The organism is Paenibacillus sp. HJGM_3 (assembly GCF_045062745.1).
GTDB lineage: Bacteria > Bacillota > Bacilli > Paenibacillales > NBRC-103111 > Paenibacillus_AA.
On record NZ_JBJGED010000006.1, the window covers coordinates 95,779 to 108,125 of the forward strand.

Sequence of the window (12,347 nt, forward strand, 5' to 3'; positions counted from 1 at the left end):
TACAAGCGAACTGAAATATGGGACAATACTAGCATCATTTCACTATACCTGAGGAGCGCCTCCATGATAAAACGCATTACCTTCATTCTTTCCATTATTATTCTGCTTTTCTTCCTAATCGGGTGGAATGCCCTGTTCTTTGTGAAAAGCGTCGTTCCGATGGAGCATACCGGCCTGTACTGGACCGTCTATTGGGCGTTGTCCCTCTCGTATATTTTGTCGCGGCTCGTGGAGAGATGGATGCCCGCGGCGGTCGCGACCGGACTGAGAATCGTCGGTTCCTGCTGGATGGCGGTGGCGTTCTATGCCTTCCTGCTGTTGCCGATCGCCGATCTGGCCTGGCTCGTGATGGTTTTCACTTCAGTCGCCTATGCCGACTATATGCCGGTGCTGAGCGCCGTCTTCGGTCTCGCGCTGTTCATCATTCTCGCGCGGGGCGTCTGGAACGCCTGGTCCCCCATCGTCCGGACCTACTCGTTCACGGTGGCGAAGGAAGCGGGTGACCTGAAAGAGCTGCAGGTCGTGGCCGCGTCGGACCTGCATCTCGGTGCAACGGTCCGCCGTCGCTACCTCGACGTTCTCGTGAGGCACGTCAATGCGCTGCAGCCCGATCTCGTCCTGCTGCCCGGCGATGTGCTGGACGACTCGCTCGAGCCGTTCATTCGCCAGCGGATGGCCGATTCGATGAAGCGTCTGCAGGCTCGCTTCGGCGTGTTCGCCGTGTTAGGCAACCACGAATACTTCGGCGGGCATATTCAGGACTATGTGCGCCGGATGAAAGAGATCGGCATCGAAGTGCTGATGGACCGCGTCGTCCGGGTCGCCGACCGGTTCTATGTAGCGGGGCGCAAGGACAAGACGGCGGAGCATTCGACCTCCGAGGGCCGGCTCCCGCACGAGGCGCTGCTCGAAGGGACGGACAAGTCGCTGCCGATTCTAATGATGGACCATCAGCCGTACGGCTATGACCAAGCCTTGGAGAGCGGGGTCGACGTATTGCTGTCCGGCCATACGCACCGCGGGCAGATGGCGCCTAACTTCCTCGTCACCCGCCGGTTGTTCGAGCTCGACTGGGGGTACAAGCAGAAGGGCAGCCTCCACGCCATCGTATCCTCCGGATACGGAACGTGGGGGCCGCCCATCCGACTCGGGAGCCGGTCGGAGATCGTCCGGCTCGTCATTCGGTTCGAAACGCCCTAGCTGTAGGGCGTTTCTTGTTTCTCCGCCGCCCCGGGCGCCGCGTGGGCGTCCCGCTTCGAGCGGGGCACGAAGCCGATGGCCGTGGCGATCAGCGCGAGGCCGTTTATCACGAAGACGGCCGGGATCGAGATCCAGCCGCCGAGCGCGCCTCCGGCGAGCGGCCCGGCCATCGTGCCGATCTGGTTGGCCGACTGGTTCAGACTGAACGCGCGGCCGCGGAAGTCTGCCGGCGTCGTCTTCACGATCAAGGCGTTGATCGAAGGGAACACCGCGGCGAAGAACAAGCCGTACACGAACCGCAGCACGCCGAAGCCAACCAGGTTGTGGAAGAACACCTGCAGAATATTGCCGATCCCGCCCCCCAGAAGGCCGATCAGCAGCGTATTGTGGTACCCGATCCTGCCGCCGATCTTCCCCCATACCGGGGCGGCGATGACGGTCGAGATGCCGACCGCCGAGAAGATGAGGCCGGCGCTGAGCGAGGCGGTATCATGGGAGACACCCAGCTTCAGCACATAGATCGTGAGCAGCGGCTCGAGCACCATGATCGAGCTGGCTATGATCATTGTCAGGGTCACGAGCCGCGTGAACTTGCGGTTCGAGCGGGCGACCTTCAAGTCCTCGAACACCCCGGCGCGCTCGGCCTTACGGTTGAAGTTCCGTTCGCGCGCGCCGATCCAGGCGACGAGCGCCGCGATCAGGACGACGAGCGCGGAGAGTAAGTACGACTCCCGGTACCCGAGATAGCGGCTCGACACCCCGCCGACGAGCGGACCGACGATGCTGCCCGCCGCCCCCGCCGTGGAGATGACGCTCAGCGCGTAGCCGACTTGCTTCTCCGGCGTGTTCGTCGCCACGAGAGCGATCGAGGACGGTACGAAGCCGGCCAGCAGGCCTTGAAGCACCCGCAGTCCGATCAGCTCGTATGCGTTTGTCACGAAGTACGTCAGCGCATAGATGAACGCGAGGCTGAACCCCGAGCGGAGGATCATCGGCTTGCGCCCGTATTTGTCCGCGAGCGAGCCCCAGTACGGGGAGATGAGCGCCGCGGCGAGGAACGAGATGCCGAACGCGACGCCTGACCACAGCTCCAGGTGATGCTCGACCCCCAAGTCTCGGTTCAGGAACAGAGCCATGAACGGGACCGAGATCGAATAGGCCATGCTGCAAAAGAAAATGCCGATCCATAAGACGTACAAATTTCGTTTCCAAGAGATTTCCATAAATCCTCCTGCCGGTTGCCGTGCGATTGCCACGTGTCCATTATACCACCCGTATACAACCTCCAAATTCGCCGGTGAGACCGCAAACGGCCGGACCTGCGGACCGTACGGCCGGATTATCGCTCGGATGCGCCACATCGCACAGACAAAGACGCCACCTGCCGGCCGATAAACCGGAGGAAGCGTCCGTAGCGACAACTAGATCCGCAGCGATCTCACAACTATTTCCACAGCAAAGGGGTAATCAGCGCCTCAGGCATATCCCGGAATGCCCGCTCTACGCGATCGCGCGTCCGCTCCGACAATGCCGGGCCTTGCAGGAGCCGCACATTGTCGTCGATCTGATCGGGCGTTTCCGCGCCGATGACGAGGGTGTGGACGCCTTCCAGATCGCGGATGTAGGACAGCGCGAGCTGGGCGACGGACAGCCCCTCCTCCTCCTCCGCGAACGCCCGCAGCCGCGCCAGCGCCTGTGGAGCCGTCTCGCGCAGAACGGCGGGCAGTGACTCTCCGTCGTGGAAGAACAGGCCTTGCAGGAACACGCTTCGCACGACGATGAGCTTCTCCTGCTCGCGGAACTGCCGCAGCGCCCCGCAGGCGATGACGCGGCGGTCCCAGACGTTCATCGGCAGCTGGATCAGCTCGTAGATATCGTGGGCGAGCCATGTCCTGCACTCCGCATATTGCACATCGGGCCTAGCGCCCAGAGACAGTCCCGCACGCTCGATCAGTCCCTCCCGGCGGAGCCGTTCGACAATCCCCGTCAATCGGTCGCCATACACGGACAGCACCTGCGGCTCGTGAATCATGAGCGCCGGCAGCCGGTTGAGCCGGAGACGGTCCAGGATCGTCTCGACCTTTTGCCGAACTTCCGCTTCGAGAGCCGCCTCGTTAGTGAGGTCCAGCGACGTTTTCAGCTTGGATACGAGGAACGGACGCTCGCCCAGCTCTTCGAAGTACCGGCCCAGCTTCAGCTCCGCGTCGCCGTATTCCAGCGCCGTGTCGTAGCAATTGACGCCGTGGAGGCGGCACCGGTCCAGCAGCGCTCGGTCGTCGACGTGCGTCTCGCGGTTCGCGACGCCATAGCCGGACATGCCGAGCTGCGCCGTGCCGAGCATCAGCTTGGACAGCTTCATGCCACGGAATTCGCTGTACGGGATCTTTGCGGTTACCAACTGCTCCACCCCCCGTCCAGCACGAGGTTGTGGCCCGTCACATACTTGGATGCATCCGACGCCAGATAGACGATGGCGCCTTTGATGTCCGTATCGTCCGCCATTCTCCCCAGCGGTGTCCGCTCGATGTAGTTGCGCAGGAATTCGTCGGCTTGAATCTCCTTGGACGTCCCCACCGGATTGTATCCGCCCGGGCTGATGCAATTGACGCGAATGTTGTGTTTGCCATAATAATTGGCGAGCCACTTGGTCATCCCGACCATCCCCCACTTCGCATACGTATACTCGATGCCACTCGTCATGCCGGTGTCCCCGTATACGGGAAAATGCGGCCCGAGAATCCCTTGGATGGAAGCGATATTGATGATGTTGCCGCCTCCCCGTTCCCGCATACGTCCCACTACCGCCTTTGACATCAGCATCAGGCCGAGCCCGTTCACCTGCTGGGCTGCTAGCCAGCCCTCAGCCGAAGTCTTCTCGATGTCGTTCAGTCCGGTGCGCGAGACCGAATTGTTCACCAGGATATCGATGCCTCCGTACGCAGCCTCGGCCTCCTCGACGAACGCCGCGATGCTGGACTCGTCGGCCAGATCGAGCTTCATGCCGTGCGCCCGATGGCCCTTCGACCGCAGTATGCCCGCCTCCTCCTCGCACCGCTCCAAGTTCCGTGAGGCGATCAGCACGGTGGCACCCGCTTCGCACAGCGCCTCGGAGATATGCGCGCCATACAAGCCCGACCCCCCGGTCACGACCGCCATTTTTCCCGCCAATTGGAACATCTCCAGGACGTTCATTGTTCAACCTCCATAAGTATATGATGGTCATACCATATTATAGATTGTAAGGAACGGGTTGCAGAAGTGTCAATGATTTTTTGTTCGGGGAGGGCTTCAGGGTATTGGGGGATCGGGGAGTGGTGAGTCAGGAGTGGCGAGTCAAGGTTGTGTGGGGCGTGGAGTGGTATGGCGAGGTGGGTGTGTCGGGCAGCGCTCTGTCGGGAAGTGGTAATTCGGGGAGTGCTGTGTCGGGGAGGGCTGTTCGGATAGGCCTGCCTCCCCGATTGAAGCTATTAGGCGGGTTGAGTTCCGATGACGACGGTAGCGTCCCATGCCTCGGAGCTGGCTACACGCGGGATTAGCCCGTGGCGAGCGAAAATCTCGACGGTTTGCGGCGACTGCATTTCGCTGGTCTCAATCAGTAGGTGACCGCCCGGCGCCAACCAGTGCGGCGCGCCGGCCGCCACCCGCCGCAGGATGTCCAGCCCGTCCGCGCCCCCGTCGATCGCTGCCCGCGCCTCATGAACGCGGGCTTCCGGCGGGAGCAATCGGATCGCCTCGGTCGGGACGTACGGGACGTTCGCCATTAAAATGTCGACTCGGCCCCGCAGCGTGGAGGGCAGCGGCTCCCATAGGTCGCCTTCGTATGCGCGGCCGCCGGCCGGCGCGACGTTGCGGCGCGCGCAGCTCACCGAGGCAGGGTCGATGTCCGCGGCATGCAGCTCGATCGGTCCCACGGCCGCGGCCAGTGCGGCTCCCAGTGCGCCGGAGCCGCAGCACAGGTCGACCACGACGGCTCCCGACCGGGCAAGGGCGGCCGCCTGTGTCACAAGGAACTCCGTGCGCGGTCGGGGGACGAACACCCCCGGATCCATCACGATCCGCAAACCGCAAAATTCAGCCCAACCGACGACGTGCTCGAGGGGCTGCCCGGCGATGCGCCGGTCCACCATGGCGGCCAGATCGGCCGGCGTCTGAGCCGCGGTTACGAGTAAGCGGGCCTCCTCTTCGGCGAACACGCAACCCGCCGCCCGCAGCCTGTCGACGATGGTTGCAGCATCCTGCATCATTATGTCCATAAACCTCTCGCTTTCGAACGATCCGCTTTCATCGCTCTGTCTCAATTATGATGATATCCACTATTCTATCCCGGTCTTTGTTCGCCGGACAGGTACAACTTCGCTATAAGAAATTCTTCGTATTAATAATTCATACCCTTAACTATGCCGTGCCTGCGGATGCTGCCTGAGGTTGTCCAAAGTGTCCGGCAGGAGCGGGATGTCGAGCTGTTTGAGCGCAAGCATGACCGCTCCCGCTACAGGAGCGAAGGCTGGCCGGACGAGGCGGAAGCTTCTGTTGCGCCCTTGCTCCAACCGGGAGCCGAGCGTTCGCTTCATATACTCGCTGCCGGCCACGCTGCCGATCAAGGCGACGCTCACCTCCGGACGATCAAAATAAGAGGCTAGCATCTCTACCCCTACCACGATCTGATGTGCGGCATGGTCGCATACGAGCCGGGCCGCCCGGCTGCCCTCCATAGCGGCGGTTGTAACGATCGGGGCGAGCTGCCCGAACTTGCGGTTGCGTTCTTGGTGATCCACCACGAAGCCCTCCCGAGCGAGTAGTGCCAGCTCTTGAACGGAGCTACGCTCCCAGAAGGCCAGAATGTTCTTCGTCAATTGGAGGTCGCTCGCATCCGTGTTTCCGGCCAGCAGCTCGTAAGTAGCGTCATACGCGAGGAAGCGGGCCGCGCTTCGAGCATAATGATGCAGATCGTAATTCCGGATCGAATCGCCGGACTCCGGAATCGCTTGGATAATCGATCCCGTCCCCGCAATGACGATGATGCCGGGTTCGGACAAGAGCGCACCGCTGTGTGCCACAATGGCATCGCCCACATGCTGCCTAGGGCAATCCAAGCCTTCCAGTGCCGTTAACGGGACGACCCACTCCAGGTCGGCTTCGGAATCGTACCCGGCCAGACCGGCCGTTAGAGCACGGACGTCCTGCGGGTTCCGTTCGGCGGCTTGGATCGCCTTGGCGATTGCCAGCTGTACATTGTGCTTGGCGTTCTTATCCTTATGGATGGACGAGGATCCTTCTTCTACGTACGCCAGCACCTTCCCCGTCCGGTCCGCGACCATGACCCTCGTATGAGTGCCTCCTCCGTCTATGCCTATCACGACTTCTTGGTTCTGCAGGCTCATGTTCATCCCCCCGTTATGTATGATGGCCGTTCTAACTCTCCCAGTAAAGCACCGCCTTGTAAAGCAAAGTTTACTAATAAGAGGGGCAAGTTAACTCTTTTGGCCCCTTTTCCGAGAAATTCGCTCGATAGTTAGGCTAACTTGCGCTAATAGTAAGGTGGACTGGCGCTAATTGTAAGGATAGGCTTACTACGGAAGCAAAATGGACGGGATTGCGGGAATTTTGTAAAGGTGAGTTAGCTTAATAGTTTATGGTTAACTACACTCTCCCTTCCCACGAAGGGAGACACCGCACCTCCCCATTATTCAACGCTTCGGGTGCGCCTTCAGCCAGTCGAGCACGTCCTGCACCGTCCTCACCGGCACGATCTGAAGCCGGTTCGAGCCTCGCCTAGCCTCCTCCTCCTGCCCGTCCGGGACGAAGAACACGTCCGCTCCCGAACGCTCCACGGTGTACGCCTTCTGCTCGATGCCGCCGATGCGGCCGATGGAGCCGTCCGGGTTGATCGTGCCGGTCCCAGCCACGAGGTTGCCATTCGTGATTCCGCCCGGGGTCAGCTGATCGAGCAGCGCCAGAGTCAGCATCGCGCCATGGGAGGGCCCGCCCTCATGCGCCAAGTAATCATGGAATTCGACCTGGCGCGGCAAGTCATACTCCAGCTCGTCCTCGATCTGGATGCCGAACGCGGCCTGGTTCGGGTTGTCCGGATGGGGCCGCGTGCCGACTCGCTGCGAGACGGTCTCGCTCCCCCGCTTCAGCGTCAGCGTCACTTCGTCGCCTGGGCGCACCCCGCGCATGAAAGCGGTCAGCTCGGCCGAGGTCGTAAGCGCGCGACCGTTCGCCTGCTGGATTACGTCGCCGGGCCGCAGCTTGCCCTCCGCCGTTCCGCCCTGCAGCACCGCCGACACCTTCACGCCGTGCGGCACCGCTCCCCGGCCGAGCCCGGCCCGCTGGAAGGCGATGGCGCTGCCCAGCGCGTCCGCCTCGGCCTTCATGTCCCGCACGAGCGTGTCGTAGGCGCCAAGCGACATGCCGAGGTTCTCCCTCGGCTCGAAGGCGTAGTGCGGGAACAGCTTGGCGAACAGCCAGTCCGCCGGAAACGCCGGCCGCTCGAAGACGAGCACGCCGATCATCGGGCTGTGCGCAGTTCCGCCTTGAGCCGTGGCATAGCGGCTCATGTTGATCGTGATGCCGGGGTACGTCACCATGTACCCCGTCGGCAAGAGCAGCGCGAGCAGCATCAGCGCGCTGACCGCCGTGCCGGCGAGGCTGCGCCATGGGATGGCGCGGCCTCGCCGCCGTCGCTCCGCCAGCGCGAGATCGAGCGCGGCGAACAAAGCGGCCGCGCCGAGCAAGGCCGCGGCGGCCACCAGCCGGCGCGGCTCCATGAGGAGCGCGCCGATCGAGGCGGCGGAAGCGACGGCGACCGCCGCTGGCGGCAGTGCGGCCGCGACCGCTGCGAGCCGGGAGCGGCCCCGGGCCGGCGGGCGAGCGCCGCCGGCAGCGGGGCTACCGGCACCGGCGGCGCCACTCGTGCTCGCGGCGCCACCCGTGCCGGATGCGGCGCCAGCAGGGCCTGCCACAGCCGCACCGGCGGCGGTACCGGCACTGCCATCCGCCACCGCCGGTGCACGCCCGCGCCCGCCATGGCGGCGCAGCCCGGCCGCCAGGCTGCGCACGGCGCCGGCAAGCCACGCGAGCGGCACGAGCAGGATGGCGTACGCGACGGCGTCGATCGCGTCAATCCAGAACAGCGACTTCCCGGCGCCGAAGCGCAGCGGATCGGGGAGCCAAATCAATTCCCCCAGCAAGATGATGATGACTGCCCAAGCCATTCCGACTACATACCATTTCTGCCCGCGTTCCATTGCCGCCGCCTCTTTTCCATCCGAGTCCACAAACGTTTCCTTAATAGCTCCATTGTAGCGAACTGCTAAGCTTTTGATCAAATGTCTATCCCTTGCGCTTAATACGCTATAATGAAAAGCAACAACGTACGGAAGGGAACGGTTCGGAACATGCCTCCGCACAATGCGCGTACCCCTAGCTTGCAGCAACGGCTTGAACAGCAGCAACAGATGAAACTCACGCTAACGCCGGCGGTCAAGCAGTCGCTCGAGCTGCTTCGCATGTCCGCAAGCGAACTGGCCGGCTATATCCTCGATACGGCCTGGGACAACCCAGCCCTCGAGCTTCGATCGCCGCCATCGGCAGGCACACACAGCCCGGGGTCAGCCTCTTCCCGCCCCATAGAGTTCACGTCCGGCTCCATCCCTAGCGATGACTCGGCTCTCGAGCAGTCGCTGCTGGAGCAGCTTCGGCTGACCGATTGCTCGCCGGCCGTGAAGCGCACCGCGAGTTATATCGCCGGCAGCTTGGACCCGAACGGCTACTTGCCCCTCCCGATCGAGTTCATTCAAGCGGCGGTCCGTCAGCCGGAGTCCGTCGTCCAGGAGGCGCTGCATGTGCTTCAAACACTGGAGCCGGCCGGGGTCGGCGCACGCACGGTGAAGGAATGCCTGCTCCTGCAGCTCGACCGGGACTCGGCCTCCGACGCCCCGAGGGGGACGGCTGAAGCCGTGAAGATCGGGCTCGAGCTGATCGCCCGGCGCGATCTGACCCACCTCGCTCAGCGGCTCCACATCGAGCCCGCCCATGCCGAAGCGATCGTCCGCTATATTCGCGATCGCCTGAATCCGCGTCCCGGTCTCGCCCACCAGCCGCTCGACCGGACCGCATATGTCGAGCCGGATGCCACCATCCGGCTGACCGGAGCCGGCCTCGAGATTACGCTGCACGACCGCCACCTCCCGCAGCTCGCCCTTAACGTCTCTTTTGAAGGAGCGCAAAGGAAACATGCCCCGCATGAAGAAGACTTCGCGGCCTACATCGCCGACCGCAGCCGGGCGGCTCGCGCCCTCCTGGCCGGACTGGAGCAGCGGCGGGCCACCCTGCTCCGTGTCATCGCCGCCCTGGCAGATGCTCAGCTCGATTTCGTCCAGCACGGCCCGATCGCCTTGAAGCCGCTGCAGTTGAGGGACGTGGCCGCCAAGATCGGGCTGCACCCTTCCACGGTGAGCCGGGCGATTCGGCACAAGCAAGTGCGTACCCCGGCCGGGCTGTTCGCGCTCAAGCAGTTCTTCGCCCCGTCGCTTCCCGCTGCCGCAGACGCCGAGTCTGCCCAGTGGTCCGCCCGGCAAGCGATGGAGCACATCCGCCGCTGGATCGCCGCCGAGGACAAGCGCAAGCCCTACTCCGACCGGGAGCTGGCGGAGCGACTTGCCCAAGACGGCATCGCGGTCTCGAGGCGAACGGTGACCAAATATCGGGAATCGCTTCGGCTCCCGGCCTCTCCCTTGCGCAGATGCCGCTCTTAAACTCAAAAAACCTCTAGGTTACCCTCCACACAATAAGAAGGGCTCCCAGAGGTCTCTCAACAATATAGCGTTACCCGATCATCATAGGCATCTCGCCCGGCTTCTCGCTGCTCGCCGCCGCTTGCTTCGGCTTGCGCAGCAGCAGTGCGATGAGCGCGCCGAGGATCGCTACGCACGTCAACACGAGGAACGTGTCACCGAACGAGAACGCCCACGACTCGATGAGCGAATGGGTCGTATCGGCCGAGTACGTCTTCATCCGGCTCGTCACGATCGTCGCCAAGCCCGCGACCGCGAACGAGGTCATCACCTGCTGGGCGGCGTTCGTCAGCGAGGTGACGCGGCTCACCAGACTCGGCGGCGCCGACTGGATGAGGTGCGTGTTCAGGGGCATCATGGAGATGCCCATGCCCGCCCCTAGCAGAGCCAGCGGGATCATCATCATAATGACGCCGTCCTCGGCCTCCACGCCGGACATGATGTACGCGGCGCTCGTGACGATCAGCATGCCGATGACGACGAGCGGGCGCGCACCTAGCCGGTCGTACAGCTTGCCGCCGATCGGCATGAACACGGCAGCCGAGATCGCTTGCGGCAGCATGATCAGGCCGGTGTCGAAGGCGGTATAGCCTTTGGCCTGCTGCAGGAACAGCGGAATCATGAACAGCGTGCCGAACAGCGCGATCTGCGCGATCCATTGCACGATGATCCCCCGGGTGAAATCGCGGGAGCGGAACACCCGCAGCTCCAAGAGCGGGTTCGAGCGGCGCAGCTCGACTATGGTGAAGAGGATCAAGGCGACGGCGCCGATCGCGATTCCGGCGATCGTCTTCACCGAGGTCCAGCTCGTGCCGCCTTCGCTCACGCCGTAGGACAACGCGGCGAACGCGATCGGTGCGAGCAGCATGCCGAGCAGGTCAAGCGAGGCGACGGATTGCCGCTCGATGCTCGGCAGCGTCTTCACCCCTACGAGAATGCCGATAATGCCAATCGGGATGTTAATCAGGAAGATCCACTTCCAAGTCGCATAATCGACGAGCCAGCCGGCCAACACCGGGCCCAGCGCCGGAGCCAGCAGAATCGGGATCCCCATCATGCCCATAACGGCTCCGACCTTGCTCGGCGGGCTCAGCCGGTACGTGAACGCCATCGCGATCGGCATCACCATGCCGCCGCCCAAGCCTTGCAGGATGCGGTACGCGATCAGCTGGCTGACATCGGTCGCGAGGGCGCACAAGAGCGAGCCGATCGTGAACATCCCGACCGAGATCAGGAAGATCCGCTTCGCTCCGAACCGGTCGGACAACCAACCGGCGAGCGGGATGACAGCCGCCTGAGCGAGCGCATACCCGGTAACCGTCCACTGGACGACGGAGAGCGAGCTCTCGAATTGCTGAACGAGTCCGGGCAGCGCCACATTGACCGCGGTCCCGTCCAAGATGACCATGAACAACCCGACGATAATGGCGACGAGCGGGGCGAGAATGCTGCGGATGGAAAACGGCTCTTCAGCGGTCGTACCTGGTGCAGCGTGAGTAGACATGCAAAAATCACTCCTATCCATATAGCCGTGCGAAGCGCGTTCCGCCATCCTCGTTCCATTGACCGCCTCTCGGAATTAGGAGTACAATAAAGTCATTGGAATGCGGCGTACAACGCTTGTTTCGGCCTTTACCGGACAATTGTCCGTTTCTATTCCGGATCATACCGGACAATTGTCCGTTTGTCAATATGTGGGCAAGCTGAGATTTTGCATTTTTTTGTGAGGTGAATGAGGTGTCAATCCGGAAGGAACGCAAGGATGCGGCCGAGCATCGTGCCCTCATCCTGAAGACCGCACAGGCCTTATTCAGGGAACACGGCCTCGAAGAGGTCAGTATGCACCAGATCGCCAAGTCCGCCGGCATCGGCCAAGGCACGCTATATAGGCGCTATGCGAACAAAACCGATCTCTGCGCCGACCTCATGCAGGACAGCTGCACCTGCTTCCGGGAGCAGCTCGCCCAGGCGCTTCGCGAGGCGGAGTCTCTTCCTGTCGAGGAGCAATTGGGCACGGTGCTCGATCATTGGATGCAATTCATTGACGACAAGTCGGAATGGCTTACCGCCATTCAGGTCAACAAGAACTGCGACATGTCGAAAAGTTATTATTTCCACTCCCCCTTCTACCAGTACATGCACGATACGCTGCAGCGGCTGATCCGCGCCTATGCGGATCGGGAAGGTCGGACGGATCTGAATCCGGACTTCACCGCACACGTCCTGATGTCCGCCTGGGACCCGAGTCTGTTCGTCCTCCTGCGCCAGCAGGGCTATACCTCGGAGCAGATCCGGCTCAACTTCCGCCAGCTGTTCTTGAAATCGCTCTCCCGCTAGACGACCGCCCTC

Annotated in this window: 10 protein-coding genes; 3 read left to right on the forward strand and 7 right to left on the reverse strand. The window is 62.6% G+C overall.

The window, feature by feature from the left end:
- Nucleotides 1-63: 63 nt before the first annotated feature.
- Nucleotides 64-1,200: a metallophosphoesterase gene (locus tag ACI5FR_RS08945; RefSeq protein ID WP_405453259.1), complete on the forward strand. Its 1,137-nt coding sequence runs from the start codon at nt 64-66 to the stop codon at nt 1,198-1,200.
- Here the strand turns inward: ACI5FR_RS08945 and ACI5FR_RS08950 are convergent.
- The 6 genes from ACI5FR_RS08950 to ACI5FR_RS08975 form a co-directional block, all read right to left on the reverse strand.
- Entirely contained in the window at nt 1,197-2,423 is a 1,227-nt protein-coding gene (locus ACI5FR_RS08950; RefSeq protein WP_405453262.1) for an MFS transporter, read from the reverse strand. The two genes, ACI5FR_RS08945 and ACI5FR_RS08950, sit on opposite strands and share 4 nt — an antisense overlap.
- Before the next feature lie 221 nt (nt 2,424-2,644).
- Complete coding sequence (locus ACI5FR_RS08955) at nt 2,645-3,598, reverse strand: aldo/keto reductase (protein ID WP_405453264.1); 954 nt, start codon at nt 3,596-3,598, stop codon at nt 2,645-2,647.
- Nucleotides 3,592-4,392 carry an SDR family oxidoreductase gene (locus ACI5FR_RS08960; RefSeq protein ID WP_405453266.1) on the reverse strand — a complete coding sequence of 267 codons (801 nt, stop codon included), beginning with the start codon at nt 4,390-4,392 and terminating at the stop codon, nt 3,592-3,594. Before ACI5FR_RS08960 ends, ACI5FR_RS08955 begins: the two co-directional genes overlap by 7 nt.
- Before the next feature lie 275 nt (nt 4,393-4,667).
- Nucleotides 4,668-5,444 (reverse strand): putative protein N(5)-glutamine methyltransferase, encoded by a 777-nt coding sequence (locus ACI5FR_RS08965; RefSeq protein WP_405453269.1) that lies wholly within the window; start codon nt 5,442-5,444, stop codon nt 4,668-4,670.
- Nucleotides 5,445-5,591: 147 nt separating this feature from the next.
- Entirely contained in the window at nt 5,592-6,581 is a 990-nt protein-coding gene (locus ACI5FR_RS08970) for an N-acetylglucosamine kinase (protein WP_405453271.1), read from the reverse strand.
- A gap of 306 nt (nt 6,582-6,887) precedes the next feature.
- Nucleotides 6,888-8,531 carry a PDZ domain-containing protein gene (locus ACI5FR_RS08975; protein ID WP_405453274.1) on the reverse strand — a complete coding sequence of 548 codons (1,644 nt, stop codon included), beginning with the start codon at nt 8,529-8,531 and terminating at the stop codon, nt 6,888-6,890.
- Nucleotides 8,532-8,600: 69 nt separating this feature from the next.
- Between ACI5FR_RS08975 and rpoN the strand changes: the two genes are divergently transcribed.
- On the forward strand, nt 8,601-9,959 hold the full coding sequence (gene rpoN, locus ACI5FR_RS08980; RefSeq protein ID WP_405453277.1) for an RNA polymerase factor sigma-54: 1,359 nt from the start codon (nt 8,601-8,603) through the stop codon (nt 9,957-9,959).
- Nucleotides 9,960-10,029: 70 nt separating this feature from the next.
- Here rpoN and ACI5FR_RS08985 read toward each other — a convergent pair whose 3' ends face one another.
- A complete protein-coding gene (locus tag ACI5FR_RS08985; RefSeq protein WP_405453280.1) occupies nt 10,030-11,502 on the reverse strand; it encodes a DHA2 family efflux MFS transporter permease subunit in 1,473 nt (490 codons plus the stop codon).
- Between the two features lie 233 nt (nt 11,503-11,735).
- Between ACI5FR_RS08985 and ACI5FR_RS08990 the strand changes: the two genes are divergently transcribed.
- Nucleotides 11,736-12,335 carry a TetR/AcrR family transcriptional regulator gene (locus ACI5FR_RS08990; RefSeq protein WP_405453283.1) on the forward strand — a complete coding sequence of 200 codons (600 nt, stop codon included), beginning with the start codon at nt 11,736-11,738 and terminating at the stop codon, nt 12,333-12,335.
- Nucleotides 12,336-12,347 lie beyond the last annotated feature (12 nt).

Bases quoted from the DNA above. Each gene is read 5' to 3' on its own strand.
- ACI5FR_RS08945 (WP_405453259.1), top strand. From the start codon at position 64: ATGATAAAACGCATTACCTTCATTCTTTCCATTATTATTCTGCTTTTC.
- ACI5FR_RS08950 (WP_405453262.1), bottom strand. From the start codon at position 2,423: ATGGAAATCTCTTGGAAACGAAATTTGTACGTCTTATGGATCGGCATT.
- ACI5FR_RS08960 (WP_405453266.1), bottom strand. From the start codon at position 4,392: ATGAACGTCCTGGAGATGTTCCAATTGGCGGGAAAAATGGCGGTCGTG.
- ACI5FR_RS08965 (WP_405453269.1), bottom strand. From the start codon at position 5,444: ATGATGCAGGATGCTGCAACCATCGTCGACAGGCTGCGGGCGGCGGGT.
- ACI5FR_RS08970 (WP_405453271.1), bottom strand. From the start codon at position 6,581: ATGAGCCTGCAGAACCAAGAAGTCGTGATAGGCATAGACGGAGGAGGC.
- rpoN (WP_405453277.1), top strand. From the start codon at position 8,601: ATGCCTCCGCACAATGCGCGTACCCCTAGCTTGCAGCAACGGCTTGAA.
- ACI5FR_RS08985 (WP_405453280.1), bottom strand. From the start codon at position 11,502: ATGTCTACTCACGCTGCACCAGGTACGACCGCTGAAGAGCCGTTTTCC.